Raw genomic sequence first — 18,519 nt, 5'->3', positions numbered from 1 at the left:
GGTCAGACCATACACAAGACACACCCTGAACCAAAGGAGTTCCAGTGGAAACTTATACCGCTGTAACCAACGCAGTGGGAGGTAGCCTCGGCCTCAGCGCGCTCGTGGCAACCATTCCCCTCCTCACCTTCTTTGTGATGCTACTGGGCGTTAAGGCACGCGCTCACTGGTCCGCACTCGTGGCACTGGCAGCATCCATCCTCGTAGCAGCGCTGGGCTTCCACATGCCCGCTGACCTCGCCGGTCTGAGCGCCGTCCGCGGTGGCATCTACGGCCTGGTCATCTGCTGGGTTATCCTCGGTGCAATCTGGTTCTACCAGCTCACCGTTCTCTCCGGCCGCTTTGAAGACCTGCGCCGCGTCTTCGACCGCCTCGGCGGCGGCGACCTGCGCATCCAGGCTATCCTCATCGCATTCTGCTTCGGCGGTCTGCTCGAGGCACTGGCTGGCTTCGGCGCTCCCGTTGCAATTACCGCAACCATGATTCTCGCCCTGGGCGTTAAGCCCCTCAAGGCTGCTATTACCGTTCTGCTCGCTAACACCGCACCCGTGGCATTCGGCGCAGTTGCTGTCCCGATTACCACCGCAGCTGACGTCGGCGGCAAGGACGCACACGTTATCGCAACCATCGTTGGTCACCAGGCTCCGTTCCTGGCAATGCTCGTTCCGCTCATCCTGCTCGTCATCCTCGACGGTATGAAGGGCCTAAAGGACGCTTGGCTGCCCGCACTGATCATCGGTGTTTCCTTCGCAATTACCCAGTGGGTCACCGCTGCTACCCCCGCGTTCAACCTGACCGACGTTGTTGCTTGCATCGTCTCCATGGGTGTTGCTGTTATCTTCCTGCAGTTCTGGAAGCCGCGCGGCGTCGAGGGCGTTCGTGAACGCTACGGCCTGCCCGCACAGGCTGAAGAGAAGGAAGCTCTGCCCGCCGTTCGCGTCTGGATGGCACTGCTGCCCTACGTCATCGTTGTCGCGATCTTCGGTGTTGCTAACCTGCACGCTGGCCTGAAGGCATGGCTGAAGAGCTTCGTCATCAAGATTGATATCCAGGCTCTGAGCTCCCGCCTCGTCACCGCTGACGGCAAGCCCGTCAAGGACGCTGTCTACAACTTCGCGTGGATGTCCAACCCCGGCACCCTGCTGATCATTTCCGGTCTGGTTGTTGCTGTGGTCTACTTCTTCTTCAACGAGAAGGGCCGCTACGCATTCAAGTTCCCGGCAATCTTCACCGAGTTCGGTTCCGTTGTCTACCGCATGCGCTGGTCCATCCTGACCATTGCTTCGGTTCTGGCACTGGCATACGTCATGAACTTCTCCGGTCAGACCATTGCTATGGGTACCTTCCTGGCAGGCCTGGGCACCGTCTACGCGTTCCTCGCACCGGCTCTGGGCTGGATCGGTACCGCTGTGACCGGTTCGGACACCAGCGCGAACGCACTGTTCTCCAAGCTGCAGGTGTCTGCTGCTGAGAACCTGCAGCACGCAGGTATCCACGGCGCAACCCCCGAGCTCATGCTGGCTGCTAACACCACCGGTGGTGTGGTCGGTAAGATGATCTCCCCGCAGTCGCTGGCTATTGCTGCTACCTCCGTGGACATGGAAGGCAAGGAATCCGACATCCTCAAGGCTGTCCTCCCCTGGTCCTTCGCTATGCTCCTGTTCGTCTGCGTCCTGGTCTTCCTGCAGACCAACGTGCTGTCCTTCATGATTCCCTAATCTGAAGCTCAGGTTTTAGAGAGTTCCTGAAGCATCCGCTTCACGAACAGTAGGACATTCGCCCCGGTTTGACCGGAGGCCACAGCGGGGCGGCGTACCTTTCCGGTATCGCCGCCCCGCTTTCTTTGTCCCTCGGCTTCCCTTCACTTCGCTTCAGCCGCTCGGAGCTTCCGCTCTTCCATACTCCCCCTCGTTATTAGGAGATTTCATGCCGCAGACTTCTCAGGATGACCTTCGGCCCGGTGCCTCCCCATCCGATGCGACAGCGTCCAAGCCGGTTCAGCCTGCGCGGCTCCACGCTCATGAACCAATACTGAAGGACCGCAGCTACAGCATCGTTCTGGAAACTTTTGAGCGTCGCCTGCGTCTTGGTGAGCTACGCGTGGGCGATAAGCTCCCCTCCGAGCGTGAGCTGGCGGCGCGGTACGGCATTTCCCGCCCCTCGGTGCGTGAGGGGCTGCGGGTTCTAAATGCGCTGGGTCTGATTCGCTCGAGCACGGGTTCGGGCCCGAAGTCGGGTGCAATCATCATTTCGGAGCCGTCGGATGCGCTCAGCTGGGCGCTACGCATGCACATTGCAACCCGTAGCCTGCCGGTGAAGGACGTCGTCTCAACCCGCCTGCTGTTGGAGGGCCCTGCCGCCCGTGCGGCGGCGGCTGCACCGGATTCCCCGGAGCGTGAGGCGGCGTTGGAGCGGGCGCGCGTGCACCTTACGGAGATGGATGAGCAGATTAGTGATGAGCGTTTCCATTTCTGCGATACGCGTTTTCACTATGAACTGTCGAAGCTCGGCGGCAATATTGTGCTTGATACGGTCATTGACTCTCTGCACATGGCAACGATGAGTTATGTACAGGAGGCGGTTCCTTTCCTGAAGGATTGGGAGGCGGTCAAGCGCACGTTGCAGGAGCAGCATTACGGCATTATTGAGGCGATCACTTCGCACGATGAGCAGGCCGCCTATGAGCGGGTGTGCGAGCACATTACGTGGTTCTATTCGCTGTCTGACAGGGCTGCGGAGGAGCGGGCGCGGCAGCATCCAGCGCGGGATATTCTGCACGAGGATTTGTGCCACGAAGGCGTGCACGACAGCTAAGGTGCACCCCTCACTTGCGTATCTCGCTCTCATAAACCCACATAGCTAAGGGCGGTGCCCCGGAAGACTGATCTTCCGGGGCACCGCCCTTAACTTATAAACCCTTTTATATGCATTTTTAGGGGTGACACATGCCATAAATATCCCTGTTATATCTATTGCTCGGGGGGGGGCATTGCTCTATCATGCTTAGTAATCGGCTCATTACGGTTCTACTCCACAAAACGCAGGTTCACGCCATATAGCAGGCCTGTAGGTAGCCTCCACGATACACCCGTATCACTGCCGGTTCTCGCCCATCAATGATGTTTGAGAAAGGTGAAGTCCATGGCAAAGAAGCCCTTCGCACCCCTCGCCCTTATCGGTATTGCCTGCTGCCTGGGCGTATCGAGTTGCTCCACCACCGTTGAGGTTAAGCAAGACATTCGTAATGTCCTGGCAAGCTACGAGAATCCCTCCCCGGACATTAACGTGGCCCTTGTCAACGAGGTCAAAAAGTGCATGAGCGAGAAGTCCTTCACCTACTCCGGTAGCCAGAACATTATTGACGGCTCCTCCGTTCATGAACTTGCGATGAGTGGTGCCCACTTCGCCAACGAAGAAGCGGCCACCCAAGGATACTCGTCCACCCGGCAGGGCAACGCTAGCTCCAGCAACGCACCCGCGATGGAAAACCCCGCATATCAGAAGGCGTTCCAAGGCGACCCCCAAGCCCCAGACAGCAAAACTGTCACCATCACGATGAGTAACGGTGCCCAGACCGGCATGGCAACAGATTCATGCCTGGGACGTGCGGCAGAGGCTGTCTTTGGCTCAGCAGAAAACTACCTCAAGTACATCAACTTCGGTAACGAACTCATCACGGGCGGATCCAAGAACAACGCGGTAGAAGAAATGGGGAAATACTACCGTGATGACACCACCTACGGTGCATGCATGAAAGAAAGCGGATACGCCGATATCCAGCACTTCGGAGATGCTCCCAGCTACGCGGAGAAAACCTGGGGTAAGTACAAGGCAGCCAATGCAGCCGCTAACGCGGAAGAACAGGCCCTAGCTCACGCCGACTACAACTGCCAGAAATCCACTGGGATTCTGACTAAGGCACAGAATATCTACTACGAAAAGGCCGCGACCTGGCTCAATGAGCATGAGCCGCTCATCCTTGAAGTACGCGATATTGAACGTCAGGCACAGGAGCGTGCCGCGACTCTAGTCAACGGCAACTAGCCGACGGCAACCAGTAAACACTGATTCCTCATTAGGAATTTTTAGCGAGAATTTTCTACGGTCCTCTGCGCTCAACCGTTTTCACCCGCGGACGAGAGCAGAGGATACAGCCCTTTATTCCCCCCTGCCCCGTATTTCACCGTAGAAAGGTGAACCCATGAACACGCAGCAGAGTTCAGAAAACCCCCGCCGCACCGCCATGACGGCAACCGTACGCGCCTACCTGGTTCCAGTGCTCGTCATTCTGCTCGTCATCACCGGCGGGTTCTCCATCTACGCACTCAATACGGGGCTACGCACCAATGTTGAATCCAATGCGCAGCCGTCCCGCGCCGCGCAACTAACAACCCGCATCAGCACGCAGACTGTTACCCGCACCTACTCGGGAGAAGTTAGCGTGTCACCCGCCCGAAGCTACACCGTGGGAACCCCTCAGGGAGTGGTGACCAGGGACGGTGCTAAAGCGGGTACTCGGCTGAGTAACGGCTCAATTATCACTACCGTTAATGAGCGTCCCATCATTGCGTTCAAAGGTAGTATTCCCGCCTACCGTGACCTTGCTGTAGGCGCACGCGGTGATGACGTTAAACAGCTCCAAGAAGCTCTGGAATCACTCGGCTACAGCATCTGGGATGAGGAAGGAAACTACGGCGAAGCAACCGCTAACGCTGTCTACCGTTTCTACCTCGATCGTGGCTACTACCCTCCCGGAGATACTGACCGAACCGAAGAAGGACGCTACAGCACCGCCCTGCCGCTCTCTGAATACCTCTTCGCTGACGGCAATGAATACACCGTAGACAACAGCTGCGGCACCAAAGGCCAAACCTCAACTCCGGTGCTGTGCACCCTATCCGCGGGTGGGTACCGTCTGGTACTCTCCGCGGACGGTAGCGCTCTCAGCAATGAACTCGCTGAGGGACAGAAAGTCCAGATTCTTACCGATAACGGAAGTTCGCTCGAAGGCACCCTGGGTGCGGCCCTCACACCCGAAGGCTCAACTAACGCTGACGGCGGCGCTAACGCAGGTGCCTCCAACGGTGCGCAGAACAGCGTGCGACCTAACAGCGATACCTCTGCACAGGGAGCTACCGCTCGGAAGCGCTACCCCATCACAATCGACTTGCCGGAAAACACGACGGCATCAACACGTTTTCAAGCAACCGTCACTCTCAACCGAGGCGCTGAAAACGCCCTCGCGGTGCTCGAAGCAGCCGTCAAAACCGAAGAAAACGGAACGCACTCCATCACCCTGGATAACGGTCAGAGCGTTCCCGTCACCCTTGGCGTGTGCTCCGCCGGAGTCTGCGAGCTCGTCAACCCCGCTGCAGAACTCAAGGCAGGTACCGTCGTGAAGCTGAAGGAGCGCTAAAATGCCTCATCACGAGACAGAACGTGCTCTCCCAGTGAGCGCTACCGCCACAAAACCTAATATCGAGTGCCACAATATTGCGCGTTTCTTCCCGCCCTCCACCTGGGCGCTAAAAAACGCAACCCTCAGCATTCATGAAGGCGAATCGGTGGCCATTACCGGCGCCTCCGGAAGCGGAAAATCTACGCTCCTCTCTATCATCGGGCTACTCGATCAGCCCTCGGAAGGTGAGCTGAAAATATTGGGCCAAAACATGGGCACCGCCAGCGATGCCGAGCGAACTGTAGCACGCCGTGAGCATATTGCCTTCGTCTTTCAGGCGTACCACCTCATTGCTCATCTGAACGCCACCGAGAACATTGCCCATACCCTCCGGATGCGCGGCGTACCGGGCCGTCAGGCGCATCAGCGTGCGTTGCAGGCGCTCGAACAGGTGGGTCTGGGGCACCGTTTGGAGGTTCTTCCACGCAATATGTCCGGTGGTGAACAGCAACGAGTCGCGGTTGCGCGTGCGTTAGCCTGCGCCCCGCGCATCCTGCTGTGCGATGAGCCTACAGGAAACCTCGACACTGAAAACTCTCACAAGGTGTTGGATCTGCTCCTCGCCGGCCGTGCGGAGAAGCAAAGCCTGGTCATCATCACCCATGAACCCGATATCGCGGCTCGCTGCGACCGGCAGCTGCACATGGTCGATGGGATGCTCGTTAGCCCCGAACTCACTCGTCCCGAAGATCCGGCCCACCAATCGCTCAAAGAACCCGTTGTCAGGGGAGGATAGATGCTAAGGAATAACCTTCACTACGCTCTCCTTGCAGTTGTTCGCCGTTGGCGCCGCAACCTGCTCACAGTACTGGCGATGCTCGCGGGAACAACCACCATCATCATGCTGGTGGGTGTCAGCGAGTCATCGGCGCTCAATACGAGCTCGCAGCTGGCCAGCTACGATTCCACCCGGCTCGGTGTGCGCCTCCAGCCGCAGACCTGGGATATACCGGAGGATGAACTGCTCTGGCGCGTTAACCAAGTTCCAGAGGTCAAAGCTGCCGGTACAGTCACCATCGATACGCAGACAACGCGTCCGCAGGTCAACAGGCCGGGGCATGAGGGCCAACAAACACCCCTCGCAATCGTTTCAGAAGCAGGTTTGAAAGCACGAGGTGCGCACATTGTCGAAGGGCACTTTTCGAAGCCTGCCCGCGAACGCCCCGGTGAGCCTACCGTCTATCTGGGCGTTGCCCTCGCGAAGGAGCTAGGGGTCAGTGCTGAGCCCGGGCGGAACATGATTGAGGTCAACGGAATGCGAGCCTACGTGCTCGGCATTATCCGTGACGGCGGCAAAAACGCTGCTCTCAGTAGCGCTCTTATCCTGCCGACCACCTCCACTTTCTTGCCGCAAACCCACACCCTGCAACGCGGTATGGACGTCATCGTGAATCCAGGAAGTGCAGATACGGTCGCGGAACAGCTCAAGCAGGTACTCGATCCGCAGCGCGCCCCCGTTGATACAAACATTGAGATTCCGCCTTCACCGGTGACTCTTCGTGCTTCCTTGACGAAGGATAGCCGAGCTCTTACGACCATCATCCTGGCAGTTCTTATCGTCTCGACAAGCTTCGGCATTGTGATGACCATGCAGATTTCGGTCTGGGAACGCCGCAGGGAAATCGGCATTAACCGTGCATTAGGGTTGGGACGGCGAGATGTGGCGGTGAGCTTCCTGGCGGAGGCGGCCCTCCTCGGGGCCCTGGGCGCTCTTGGAGGCTTCATCCTCGGTATTCTCGGTTCCTGGGTTGTGTGCCTTCTCAACGGATGGGCGCTATCTCTGCCGCCCCTTATCCTAGGGATTCCTTTTCTCGGCTTGGGTGTGGGCATCGTGGCGGGTGCATTGCCCGCCTACGCGGCAACGAAGGTTCAGCCGCTTGAGCTCCTGCAATAATTGCCCCGCTGAAATAATTGCTCGGCGCATAAGGGCGGTGCCCCGGAAGATCAGTCTTCCGGGGCACCGCCCTTAATCAAAGACTTATTCAGCTTTAGAACTTCGTGCCGGTCAGACGCTCATACGCCTCAACGTAGCGGGCACGAGTCTTCTCCACGACCTCCTCGGGCAGATGCGGCACGTTATCCGAACCATCCCAACCCGACTCCGGAGAACGCAGCCAGTCACGCACGTACTGCTTATCGAAGCTCGGCTGAGCATGACCGGGCTCGTACTGCTGGGCGTCCCAGAAACGCGAGGAGTCCGGGGTCAGAACCTCATCACCCAGGGTAATCTCGCCGCGGTACGAATCGGTACCGAACTCCAGCTTGGTGTCGGCCAGAATAATGCCCTGCTCGCGCGCAATCTTCTCCGCGGTCGAGTACAGGCTCAGGCTCAGCTCCTCCAGACGCTCACCCACCGGCTGGCCCACCTCAGCGTACAGCTCCTCACGGGTCACCAGCTCGTCGTGCTCGCCCACCTCGGCCTTACCGGTCGGAGTGAAAATCGGGGTCTCCAGGCGGGAACCGTCCACCAGGCCGGCGGGCAGCTTCACACCGGCAATCTCGCCGGTCTCGTTGTACACGGCCAGACCCGAACCGGTCAGGTAACCGCGCACAATGCACTCCACCGGGAACATGTTCAGCGAACGGCAAATCATTGCTCGACCAGCCACAACGTCCGGAACGTCGGTGGAGAGCACATGGTTGGGAACCTCCTTGAGCTGCTCAAACCACCACAGGGACATCTGAGTCAGAATCTTGCCCTTATCCGGGATCTCGGTGGGCAGAATACGGTCGAACGCGCTAATGCGGTCGGAAGCCACCACCATGACAGAGCCGGCGCGCAGCTCGGCGTCATCGCTCACGGTGAGGCCGGTGGCGTCGAAGCGCTCCTCATTCGGAACGTACAGGTCGCGCACCTTGCCGGAATAGATGTGGGTCCAGCCCGGAATTTCCAGGGGGTTAGAACGAGAGGTCATGGGATTATCTCCTGACAGGTGAAATGGTGTGATGTGGTGGCAAGAGTCTGTGTAATTACAATACCCGACCGGTCCCGCCCGGGATAGCGGGGAGGGGACGTCTCGGGTACGAAGCGACCGGCTCCCCCGCGCATCAGGCGGAGGAGCCGGTCAAAGTATTAGTCGCGCGGGGCGGGAATCTGGATGCGGTTCTCCACGGCCTTCAGCGCGATGTCGGTGCGGTACTGCGCGCCAGCCCAAGAGATGGCGCGGACGCCCTCGTAGGCGGCGTCGCGGGCGGCGCCCAGGTTCTCACCGAGCGCCACGACGGCCAGCACGCGGCCGCCGGCGGTGTGGATTTCCTCGCCGGATACCACGGTGCCCGCGTGAATCACGTGCACGCCCTCCAGAGCGTTCGCCTTATCCAGGCCGGAGATGGCGTCACCCTTGCGGGGAGTGCCCGGGTAGTTCTCGGCAGCCATAACCACGTCCACGGCGGTGCGGGGATCCCAATCCAGCTCGGCACCCTCAGAAATCTCGCCGCGAGCAGCCGCACGCAACAGCTGACCCAGCGGGGTGCGCAGGCGCGCCAGAACCGCCTGGGTTTCGGGGTCGCCAAAGCGGGCGTTGAACTCGATAACGCGCACGCCGCGGCTGGTCACAGCCAGGCCACAGAAGAGCACGCCCACGAACGGGGTGCCGCGCTCAGCCATACGAGCCACGGTCGGGCGTGCAACCTTCTCCACGACCTCCTGCACAAAGCCCTCGGGCAGCCAGGGAAGCGGAGTGTAGGCGCCCATACCGCCGGTGTTCGGGCCCTCGTCATTGTCGAAGATGCGCTTGAAGTCCTGGGCCGGGGACAGCGGCAGAACGTTCTTGCCGTCGGAAATGACGAAGAGGGACACCTCGGGGCCATCCAGGAACTCCTCGATGACCACGGTGCCACCAGCGTTGAAGCATGCCTGAGCGTGCTCCAGTGCCGCGGCGCGGTCCTCGGTCACCACAACGCCCTTACCTGCAGCCAGGCCGTCATCCTTGACCACGTAGGGTGCACCGAACTCGTCCAGTGCCGCCTGCGCCTCAGCGGCGTTCGTTGCCACGTAAGCGCGGGCGGTCGGCACGGAAGCCTCTTCCATGACCTTCTTGGCGAAGGCCTTGGAGCCCTCCAGCTGAGCGGCAGCTGCGGAGGGGCCGAAAACGTCAAAACCCGCCTCACGCAGTGCGTCAGAAACGCCCGCAACCAGGGGCGCCTCCGGGCCAATAACAACCAGGTCGGCCTTCAGTTCGCGTGCCAGGGCGGTTGCCTGGGCGGGGTCATTCGCATCAATTGCGTGGACGGGAACATCCTGAGCAATACCGGCGTTGCCGGGGGCGCTGTGCACCTCAGTCACCTCAGGGTCGCGCAGAAGCGCACGGATAATAGCGTGTTCGCGGCCGCCGGGGCCCAGTACCAAAACCTTCATAGTATTTAGGGTACCCGTTACCCTCTCAAAAAGGGGAGCCGAAGGCGCTAAAAAACGGCCCTTCTCATGCCTCGATGCCCCGAGGGGCACATGAGAAGGGCCGTAGAAGTCGCTACGCGATGAAATTAGATGAGGGCGGTAATAGCAGCCAGGCCACCGAAGACAATACCGGGAGCGTTCGCGATGATGATCGGGACGTCCTTCTTGGGGCGCCACAGACCGTACAGGACCCACAGGGTGCAGTTGATAGCAGCAACCAGAGGCTGAATCCAGTCACCCTTGTGACCGCTCAGGTTACCGATAATCTGCGGGAAGTAGAACACGTACATGAGCACTGCGGTCACAGAAGCAACACGGGCCAGGATGGGGAAGAACTTTGCGTGGAATTCAGATTCTGCGCTCACGCCGCCCTTGGGGGAAGAGTTCTGTGCGGAGGTAGAGGTGCTGTTCTGCTCTGCCATGGGTGTACTCCTTTACATGGTTGCCGCTCACCAATTGAGAGTGAGTTCAGAAGGTGAGGTGCACTAAGGATGCGTACTCGTACCGGGTCGCACCTAGCTATTTATTCCTAGGTCTGGGGTCGACCCCTAAGGACTGCATCAATTTCCTACTGGATACATTACGCCCGTTCTCAGATCGCATAGTGGGGCGCGCCAGAGATGATGAGATTTTGAGTAGATACACTCATAGCTCATCGATTGACGGGGGTGGGGATTTGCTCATCTGCCGCTGCCTTGGTCATCGCCGTGTTCATGAGGCGGTACGTCGAGGCGCCGGAATGGTTCATCGGGGCATCGATCGCGGTCGGTCCTATGCGGCGCGCAGGGTTGATGCGGAGGCTACCTGTAGTGGAGGATCGTGCGGGCTGTGCCTCGCTCACGTACCTTGGTCTTACCGTTGCGCTTGAGCACACTTCAATTATAAAAATGAATTACTCATAGCTTCAACTCGCAGTAAACGTGAATCTCTTCACACGACTCTCCCTCGACCGCGCCAGCCCATCCTAGCTCCGCGCCACCAGAGACAAATAGGGGCAAGCCGCACACCCCGTTTAAACTAGAAGAATGACCAACAGCACCACCCCACAGGCAACCACTCACACCACCAACCACAGCAGCGCCTTCGACGTAGAACTCGCGCAGCTCACCCGCAACAACTTCATTGAGGCACGCCACCGCGGCCGCCTCATCCTGCTGGGCCCCGACGGTGATGTGCAGCTTGCCCTCGGCGATATTCACGAGCCCTTCTACCTGCGCTCCGCCGCCAAGCCGCTGCAGGCCATCGGATCCATGAAGGCGGGCGCGCCCCTGCGCGGCTCCCAGGTCGCCATCGCCTGCGGCTCGCACCGCGGCACCTTCGAGCAGATGCGCGCCGTGCAGGACGTACTCACCCAGGGCAGCACCGAAACCACCCCGCTCACCCCGGCGAACCTGGCGCTCAAGCCCTCCTACCCCTCCGACTCACAGGCGTACAAGGCCATGATTCAGGCCAACCTGGCGCGTACTCCCCTGGCGCATCCCTGCTCCGGCAAGCACGCCGCATTCCTGTGGGCATGCACCGCCAAGCTTGAGCGCGGCGACCTTGAAGAGGGCTCGCAGAACTGGACCCTGCACAACTACCTCGACCCCGCGCACCCGCTGCAGCAGGTCATCACCGAAGAAATTGAGGCCTTCACCGGCGAGCCGGTAGCCGCCATCGGCGTTGACGGCTGCGGCGCACCCGTGCACGCCGTCTCCCTGACCGGTGCCGCACGCGCCTACTCGACCCTCGGTGCGGCAATCCGCAACCTCGGCGCGGATGCGCGCGCCTCCACGGTCGCAACCGCCATGGTGGACTACCCCGAGCTGATTCAGGCACCCGGCTCCCCCGACACCGTGCTCAGTGAAGAACTCGACGCAATCGTCAAGGGCGGCGCGGAGGGCGTGCTGTGCATCGGTCTGCGTTCGGGTGCGTCCGTGGTGGTAAAGATGAGCGACGGTTCGCACCGCGCCATGTACGCCGTGGCTCTGCGCGCTCTCGCCGCTGGCGGCTACCTGAGCGCCGAAGAATGCGAGCGCCTACTCGCGCTGGTGGTTCACCCGGTGACCGGCGGCTACGTGGACGGCAAGCCGGTTGAGGTGGGCGAGCTGCGCGTGCATGAGGAGCTTTTCACCCGCGAGGATCTGGTTCCCGGCGCCCCGGAAGAGGACTAGTCGTGGCGATTCGACGTAAAACCTCCGAAGCAGACGGCATGGCGGCGGTACGCGAAGTGCGTGCTTTCTTTGAGGAACGGCGTGCGGCAGCCGGCGAGCCTGCGGATTCGCACGCCCGAGGCGAGTACCTACTGAACAGCCCCGAGGTGGAGCAGGCGTTTGCCGCGCTCCCCCGCCCGGTGCGTGCGACCTTCGTTCGCTTCACCCTTGAGGAGCTGGCGACCCTCGCCCCCGGCAATAGCGTGGAGGTGCGCGTGCCCCCGCTGGGAGTCACCCAGTGCGTGGCCGGCCCCCGCCACACGCGAGGTACCCCACCCTCGGTCGTAGAGACCTCACCGGCTGTCTGGGCGGCGCTGGTTCTGGGTGCCTGTTCGTGGGCGCAGGCGGTGAGTGCCGGTGCGCTTGATGCGTCGGGTGAGCGTAGTGACCTTTCGGGTTTGTTGCCGCTCTTCTAGAATTCGCTACGAGCTCACAGGTCCACGCAGTTTTCGTGATTTGGCGTGTTTGGTGCCTGTTCTAGTGGTCCATACTGAGGTATTTAGCGTATCCTTCACCGCATCGGCTCCGAAACCCGGTACACTTTTAAAGGTCTGGTGTATGCTACGGCACACACAGGCAGGTGTGAGTGCGGCAACACGCCCTAATCTTGCGCTTGCACAGACGCATCCGCAGTCCCAACGTCGAAAAGAAGTGAATTGATTCGCCCCGACGGAAAACTCACTCACGACCTCGATCCAATTGACCACGGCCCCAAGGACGCCTGCGGCGTCTTCGGTGTCTGGGCACCCGGCGAGGACGTGGCAAAGCTAACCTACTACGGCCTGTACGCACTCCAGCACCGCGGCCAGGAATCAGCAGGTATCGCAACCAGTAACGGCAAACGCATCCACGTGTACAAAGATATGGGACTGGTCTCCCAGGTCTTTGACGAAGCCACCCTCAGTTCCATGCCCGGCGACCACGCTATCGGCCACGCCCGATACTCCACCACCGGCGCATCCCACTGGGCTAACGCACAGCCGACTCTCGGTACCACCCCGCACGGCACGCTCTGCCTGGCGCACAACGGTAACCTCACCAACTCGGCTGATCTCTACGACCGAGTCATCGCTAAGAATGGCGGCAAGCCCCCCAAGCACGGCGAACTCGCCCAGGGCAACACCACCGACACCGCACTCGTCACCGCCCTGCTGGCGGAGCACGACTTCGACTCCCTCGAAGAAGCAGCACTCGATCTGCTGCCGACCCTGCGCGGTGCCTTCTGCCTCACCTTCATGGATGAGAACACCCTCTACGCCGCACGCGATCCGCAGGGTGTACGCCCCCTCGTGCTCGGTCGCCTGGAGCGCGGCTGGGTTGTCGCATCCGAAACCGCGGCGCTCGATATCGTCGGCGCGTCCTTCGTGCGTGAAGTTGAGCCCGGCGAATTCCTCACCATTGACGAGAACGGCCTGCGTTCCCAGCGCTTCGCTGAGGCTAAGCCCGCCGGTTGTGTCTTCGAGTACGTTTACCTCGCTCGCCCGGACACCACCATCTCCGGCCGTAGCGTCTACGAATCCCGCGTAGAGATGGGCCGTCAGCTTGCCCGCGAACACGCTGTTGAAGCTGACCTGGTCATGCCCACTCCCGAATCCGGTGTTCCGGCTGCTATTGGTTACGCCGAAGAGTCCGGCATTCCCTACGGTAACGGTCTGGTCAAGAACGCCTACGTGGGCCGAACCTTCATTCAGCCCTCGCAGACCATCCGCCAGCTCGGTATCCGTCTGAAGCTGAACCCGCTCAAGTCTGTGGTGGCTGGCAAGCGCCTCGTCGTTATTGACGACTCCATTGTTCGCGGTAACACTCAGCGCGCCCTCGTGCGTATGCTCCGCGAAGCTGGCGCGAAGGAAGTGCACGTGCGCATCTCCTCCCCGCCCGTGAAGTGGCCCTGCTTCTACGGTATTGACTTCGCCTCCCGTGCGGAGCTGATTGCGAACGGCCTGTCCGTGGACGAAATCGCCTCCTCCCTAGGCGCCGATTCGCTCGGCTTCATCTCCCAGGACGGCATGATGGCAGCCACCGAGCAGCCCGCCGAAAACATGTGCACCGCATGCTTCACCGGCAAATACCCGATTGAGTTGCCGAGTGAGGAACGACGCGGCAAGTCCCTCTTCGACTCCGAGGAGAAGGGCAAGGGCGGACCCCTCGCCGGTAAGGCAGCTGAGGTGACCGTGGAGCGCCCCGTCCCCTCCAAGCCTGAGCATGCTGAGGCTGTCTCCATTGAGACCCGCGAAGGCACCGAAACTCTCGAAACGAAGTTCAATCCCTCCGCAGTACAGGTTGCCGCAGACGACGCCGGTATGGGCATGTGCAGCCCCGGCCCCGACGCCGATCTCGAGGGCCTGCTGACCGAGGCGGACCGCATCCCCGCAAGCTCCTCCGCTACCGCTACCCCGAAGGAATCCTAATGAGCGAGAACACCACCACCGTAACCTACGCGAGCGCAGGTGTTGACGTTGAGGCTGGCGATCGCGCCGTTGAGCTGATGAAGGGCGCTATCAAGGCGACCCACAACTCCTCCGTTGTTGGTGGCGTGGGCGGCTTCGCGGGCCTGTACGACGTCTCCGAACTCGTCAAGTACCGCAAGCCCTACCTGGCCACCTCCACCGACGGCGTGGGCACCAAGGTTGCCATTGCTCAGGCCCTGGATATTCACGACACCATCGGTTACGACCTGGTTGGCATGGTTGTAGACGATATCGTGGTTTGTGGCGCCAAGCCCCTGTTCATGACCGACTACATTGCCACCGGCAAGGTCGTTCCCGAGCGCATCGCCGATATCGTGCGCGGTATCGCTGGCGCATGTGCACAGGCCGGTACCGCCCTGGTTGGCGGCGAGACCGCCGAGCACCCCGGCCTGCTGGCCGAGGACGAGTACGATGTCGCCGGTGCCGCAACCGGTCTGGTTGAAGCGGACGAGCTGCTCGGCCCGGACCGTGTGCGCGAGGGTGACGTGCTGATTGCCATGGCCTCCTCTGGTATTCACTCCAACGGCTACTCCCTGGTCCGCAAGGTCCTGAACGTGGCCGGCTGGGGCCTGGAGCGCCAGGTGGACGAGCTGGGTCGCACCATCGGTGAGGAACTGCTCGAACCCACCCGCGTGTACGCGGCGGACTGCCTGGATCTGGCGGCTGCCTTCCCCGTCAACGGCGAGGACGGCACCACCGGTAGCGGTGTGCGTGGCTTCTCTCACGTGACCGGTGGCGGCCTGGCTGCTAACCTGGCACGCGTGCTGCCCCAGGGCCTGGAGGGTCGCGTGGACCGCTCCACCTGGCAGATTCCCGCCATCTTCTCCCTGATTGGTTCGCTGGGCAACGTGCCGCTGGCCGACCTGGAGCGCACCCTGAACCTGGGCGTGGGCATGATCGCCATCGTTGACCCCTCCGTGGCTGAGGCAGCTACCAAGCGCCTGAACGACCGCGGTATCCCCGCCTGGATTATGGGCGATGTTGTGGCTGCTGGTGACCCCGAGCCCAATAGCGCCGACTACATTCAGGGCGCTAAGGGCGTGGATGGCGGCGCGGTTCGCCTGCTGGGCTCTTACGCCTCCTAACGTACTTGAGCGGTCATGAGACCGTACCAAAGGGCCGGGGTGGCTCCACTCGTGTGGGACCGCCCCGGCCCTCTGTGTACCGGCCCTCTGTGTACCGGCCCTCCTGTACTTTGGGCATTCCACCATTTTGGCTTCCCCTGGGAATCCCCCCCCTATTTTCGAGGCACTCTTAGTTTTACTTCACGTTCTTTTAATTCTCTTTATTTTAATGACAAGAACATTTTCTCTGCATTAAAGTGCTTACACTATAGTGCTAATAAGCGCCCAGGTTCGAATCGGGACTGCACCACCCACCTATTGAGCGCTTAACTTTCAACCTTAAGCTCAGAATTCCTTCAGCCGCGGGCAGGCTATTCCATTCCACAAGGAAAAATTCACATCTTGATATAAAAAATATAGTAGAGATATACCTCAATCTCTTCTTTAGGTGATAGCTTAATGAGGTACCTTTATACGCCGTCCAAAAGATATGCGCGATTCCATGCTTCTTAGCGTATCGACGGAAAATCTTTTCCTGCGTTCCTCGGTTTACGTCGCTTAGCAATACCTAACCGTAGACGAAAAACGCAGGACGGCTCCGGTACACACCACACTATCCGCGTACTCTCAACTCATCAGGAGATTTCTTATGAAGCTCCACTGGCCCGTGCCCTCAGCTGGCCACTCCACAGCGTCACACAGAGCCAACCGTCCCACCGTCATGAAGCCCTTCCGCGCAGGCCTCGCCCTGCTGGCCACAGGCTCCCTCATCTTCGGCGGCAACCTTCCTGCAGCCCTTGCGCAGGCGCCCCACGAGGATGCCACTCAGACCGACCAGGCCGAGGCTACCACTCCCGCTTCCCCCTTTAGCGTTCCCACCAGCGCGGGATCGCCCCAGGGTGCTCCGCGAAGTGCTGCTCCCGGTTCCCTTCCCCAGCAGAAGTTTGACCAGTTCATCGTCACCTACACCGACGATGCAAAGCAGCGAGCCGAGGAGCGTAGCGGAGATGCCGAGGTGGCCGGAGGAGTAACCCCCGGTGACCTGGACAGCGGCATCCAGCAGACCATCGACTCCTCCGCGGCTTCCCTCGAAACCAGCGGCGGGGTTGTCCGCACCACCACCTCCAACGACGCAATTGTCCAGACCTCCAAGAAGCTGGATAAGCAGCAGGCCCAGGAGTTCATGGACCGCTTGGCTTCCAACCCCAACGTGGCCTCCGTGGAGCCCGACTACGTCAACTACCCGGCGGTCGAAAGCACCTTCGTCTTCAACGACCCCCTGTATTCCAAGCAGTGGAACCTCACCAACCCCACCGTCGGCATCGGCAACACCGGCAACGCGCGCCTGTATCGCGGCCTGAAGACGACCGTTGCGGTGATTGATACCGGTTACACCCGCCACCCCGAGCTCATCCACTCTCTAGTGCCGGGTTACGACTTCATTAGCAATCCGGTGAGCGGCCGCGACGGCAATGGCCGCGACGCCGACCCCACCGACGAGGGCGATCAGGCTCCCTTCAACCTCTGCGGCGACATGCAGAACGCGCAGATTTCAACCTGGCACGGCACGCACGTTGCCGGCATCATCGCCGCACGCGGCCAGAACCGCCAGGGTATTGCGGGTGTCTCTGACTTGGCCGCCATCCAGCCGATTCGCGTGCTCGGTCGATGCGGTGGTCAGACCTCGGACATCGCCGACGCCATCATGTGGGCGGCGGGCGGTCACATCAACGGCGTTCCCGATAATAAGCATCCCGCACAGATTATCAACCTGTCCCTGGGCGGCGTTCGAGCATGCCCCAACGCCTACCAGAAGGCCATTAATTTCGCACTCTCTAAGGGCGCTATCGTGGTCGCAGCCGCCGGCAACGCCGGGATTGATGCCTCGCAGTTTGCTCCGGCCAATTGCAAGGGCGTCATCGCGGTGGGTAACAGCACCAAGAACGGCACCCGCGCATCGGACTCGAACTACGGCAAGACCGTTACCGTCTCTGCCCCGGGTACCGATATCCTCTCTCTGGGTATTGACAGCATCAACCGCCCCAACGGCAAGTACAACTACGTCTACAGGAGCGGCACCTCCATGGCGGCACCGCACGTGTCCGGTATCCTGGCTCAGCAGTTTGTGAACGGCGCAAACGTCAGCCGCCAGAAGGTCTACAGCTCCGCTTTCAACGCCGCGGCCAACCCAATTAAGTGCGACAAGGGCTACTGCGGACGCGGTATCATCAGTAGCCGTAAGATTGCTCAGTACGTAGGCAACCTGGACGCGCAGGGCAAGATGTCCTTTAGCCGCCCGCGCACCATTTACACCTCCAGGGTAATTACCTCCGCCCACCGCACGGCCCTGTCCGATATTGATGCGCAGGATACCTCCGTTGAGGTTCAGGGCGGACAGGCCCCGGATAGCGCCGAAGAGCCGGCTACGATGACCAACGATAACGCAGAGGCCATCAACCCCGATGCCGTCTCGGCCGACGCGGATTCCTCCGAGGAATCCGGCACCCAGTCGCAGGATGCGAACGACCTGAGCGACGACGGGGACTCCCAGCAGGATGGGGACTACACGGTGACTTCCCCCGTGCAGAAGCCCCGTGAGGCCGGTGAACTCACCCTGGTGAGCTAAGCCCCCCCACATCGGGCGGGCTCTACCTTCTGGACGAGCACTTTAAGCGCTTCATCCCGCAAGCCCGGTTGTGCGTCAGGCGGGGCTCGGTGAAGGGTCCTTCACCGAGCCCCGCCTTTGCCGTTCCCAACCTAACGCCCCGCGCTCTCGGTGCTCTCGGTCCCCTCATGCCACGACCCATCAGGTGGTGTTCATGCACTACCCGGCGGAATGGTGCTTGCGATAATGCGATACTTTATTCCTAAAATATCAATTCTGCTATGCAACTATTTATGCCGAGCTGAAGAATATCTAAATCTTTACTTCAATCTCTCA

14 protein-coding genes are annotated in these 18,519 nt (G+C 60.6%); 11 read left to right on the top strand and 3 right to left on the bottom strand.

What is annotated here, in order from left to right:
* The first annotated feature begins 44 nt into the window (after positions 1-44).
* The 6 genes from HMPREF2674_RS00300 (at position 45) to HMPREF2674_RS00275 (ending at position 7,352) form a co-directional block, all read left to right on the top strand.
* A complete protein-coding gene (locus tag HMPREF2674_RS00300) occupies positions 45-1,718 on the top strand; it encodes an L-lactate permease (RefSeq protein ID WP_049347396.1) in 1,674 nt (557 codons plus the stop codon).
* Positions 1,719-1,926: 208 nt separating this feature from the next.
* Entirely contained in the window at positions 1,927-2,814 is an 888-nt protein-coding gene (locus HMPREF2674_RS00295; protein ID WP_070824528.1) for a FadR/GntR family transcriptional regulator, read from the top strand.
* Positions 2,815-3,141: 327 nt separating this feature from the next.
* Complete coding sequence (locus HMPREF2674_RS00290) at positions 3,142-4,044, top strand: adenylate cyclase (protein ID WP_070824527.1); 903 nt, start codon at positions 3,142-3,144, stop codon at positions 4,042-4,044.
* Positions 4,045-4,201: 157 nt separating this feature from the next.
* The gene (locus HMPREF2674_RS00285; protein ID WP_070824526.1) at positions 4,202-5,416 is read left to right on the top strand and encodes a peptidoglycan-binding domain-containing protein; all 1,215 of its coding nucleotides are present in this window, start codon (positions 4,202-4,204) and stop codon (positions 5,414-5,416) included.
* A gap of 1 nt (position 5,417) precedes the next feature.
* Positions 5,418-6,194: an ABC transporter ATP-binding protein gene (locus HMPREF2674_RS00280; RefSeq protein WP_070824525.1), complete on the top strand. Its 777-nt coding sequence runs from the start codon at positions 5,418-5,420 to the stop codon at positions 6,192-6,194.
* Positions 6,195-7,352: an ABC transporter permease gene (locus tag HMPREF2674_RS00275; protein ID WP_070824524.1), complete on the top strand. Its 1,158-nt coding sequence runs from the start codon at positions 6,195-6,197 to the stop codon at positions 7,350-7,352. It abuts the gene before it with no gap.
* Between the two features lie 94 nt (positions 7,353-7,446).
* Here the strand turns inward: HMPREF2674_RS00275 and HMPREF2674_RS00270 are convergent, their stop codons facing one another.
* From HMPREF2674_RS00270 to HMPREF2674_RS09455, 3 genes are all read right to left on the bottom strand, one after another.
* A complete protein-coding gene (locus HMPREF2674_RS00270; RefSeq protein ID WP_070824523.1) occupies positions 7,447-8,373 on the bottom strand; it encodes a phosphoribosylaminoimidazolesuccinocarboxamide synthase in 927 nt (308 codons plus the stop codon).
* Positions 8,374-8,531: 158 nt separating this feature from the next.
* On the bottom strand, positions 8,532-9,815 hold the full coding sequence (gene purD, locus HMPREF2674_RS00265) for a phosphoribosylamine--glycine ligase (protein WP_070824522.1): 1,284 nt from the start codon (positions 9,813-9,815) through the stop codon (positions 8,532-8,534).
* A 125-nt stretch (positions 9,816-9,940) separates the two neighbouring features.
* The gene (locus HMPREF2674_RS09455; protein ID WP_070483526.1) at positions 9,941-10,276 is read right to left on the bottom strand and encodes a hypothetical protein; all 336 of its coding nucleotides are present in this window, start codon (positions 10,274-10,276) and stop codon (positions 9,941-9,943) included.
* A gap of 603 nt (positions 10,277-10,879) precedes the next feature.
* Between HMPREF2674_RS09455 and HMPREF2674_RS00255 the strand changes: the two genes are divergently transcribed.
* From HMPREF2674_RS00255 to HMPREF2674_RS00235, 5 genes are all read left to right on the top strand, one after another.
* The gene (locus HMPREF2674_RS00255; RefSeq protein ID WP_070824521.1) at positions 10,880-12,007 is read left to right on the top strand and encodes an asparaginase; all 1,128 of its coding nucleotides are present in this window, start codon (positions 10,880-10,882) and stop codon (positions 12,005-12,007) included.
* Between the two features lie 2 nt (positions 12,008-12,009).
* The gene (locus HMPREF2674_RS00250; protein WP_070824520.1) at positions 12,010-12,462 is read left to right on the top strand and encodes a sterol carrier family protein; all 453 of its coding nucleotides are present in this window, start codon (positions 12,010-12,012) and stop codon (positions 12,460-12,462) included.
* 240 nt (positions 12,463-12,702) lie between these two features.
* Positions 12,703-14,454, top strand: coding sequence for an amidophosphoribosyltransferase (gene purF, locus HMPREF2674_RS00245; RefSeq protein ID WP_070824519.1), 1,752 nt, complete (start codon positions 12,703-12,705; stop codon positions 14,452-14,454).
* Complete coding sequence (gene purM / locus HMPREF2674_RS00240; protein WP_049343175.1) at positions 14,454-15,599, top strand: phosphoribosylformylglycinamidine cyclo-ligase; 1,146 nt, start codon at positions 14,454-14,456, stop codon at positions 15,597-15,599. The genes purF and purM overlap by 1 nt, the downstream gene beginning before the upstream one ends.
* 628 nt (positions 15,600-16,227) lie before the next feature.
* Complete coding sequence (locus tag HMPREF2674_RS00235; RefSeq protein ID WP_141761770.1) at positions 16,228-18,204, top strand: S8 family serine peptidase; 1,977 nt, start codon at positions 16,228-16,230, stop codon at positions 18,202-18,204.
* Positions 18,205-18,519: the final 315 nt, after the last annotated feature.

This window comes from Rothia sp. HMSC062F03, from assembly GCF_001836905.1.
GTDB classification, from domain to species: Bacteria; Actinomycetota; Actinomycetes; order Actinomycetales; family Micrococcaceae; genus Rothia; species Rothia mucilaginosa_A.
This window is presented reverse-complemented; position numbering and strand designations above follow the sequence as displayed.

Bases quoted from the DNA above. Each gene is read 5' to 3' on its own strand.
- HMPREF2674_RS00280 (WP_070824525.1), top strand. From the start codon at position 5,418: ATGCCTCATCACGAGACAGAACGTGCTCTCCCAGTGAGCGCTACCGCC.
- purD (WP_070824522.1), bottom strand. From the start codon at position 9,815: ATGAAGGTTTTGGTACTGGGCCCCGGCGGCCGCGAACACGCTATTATC.
- HMPREF2674_RS00275 (WP_070824524.1), top strand. From the start codon at position 6,195: ATGCTAAGGAATAACCTTCACTACGCTCTCCTTGCAGTTGTTCGCCGT.
- HMPREF2674_RS00295 (WP_070824528.1), top strand. From the start codon at position 1,927: ATGCCGCAGACTTCTCAGGATGACCTTCGGCCCGGTGCCTCCCCATCC.
- HMPREF2674_RS09455 (WP_070483526.1), bottom strand. From the start codon at position 10,276: ATGGCAGAGCAGAACAGCACCTCTACCTCCGCACAGAACTCTTCCCCC.
- HMPREF2674_RS00285 (WP_070824526.1), top strand. From the start codon at position 4,202: ATGAACACGCAGCAGAGTTCAGAAAACCCCCGCCGCACCGCCATGACG.
- HMPREF2674_RS00255 (WP_070824521.1), top strand. From the start codon at position 10,880: ATGACCAACAGCACCACCCCACAGGCAACCACTCACACCACCAACCAC.
- purM (WP_049343175.1), top strand. From the start codon at position 14,454: ATGAGCGAGAACACCACCACCGTAACCTACGCGAGCGCAGGTGTTGAC.
- HMPREF2674_RS00235 (WP_141761770.1), top strand. From the start codon at position 16,228: ATGAAGCTCCACTGGCCCGTGCCCTCAGCTGGCCACTCCACAGCGTCA.
- HMPREF2674_RS00290 (WP_070824527.1), top strand. From the start codon at position 3,142: ATGGCAAAGAAGCCCTTCGCACCCCTCGCCCTTATCGGTATTGCCTGC.
- HMPREF2674_RS00270 (WP_070824523.1), bottom strand. From the start codon at position 8,373: ATGACCTCTCGTTCTAACCCCCTGGAAATTCCGGGCTGGACCCACATC.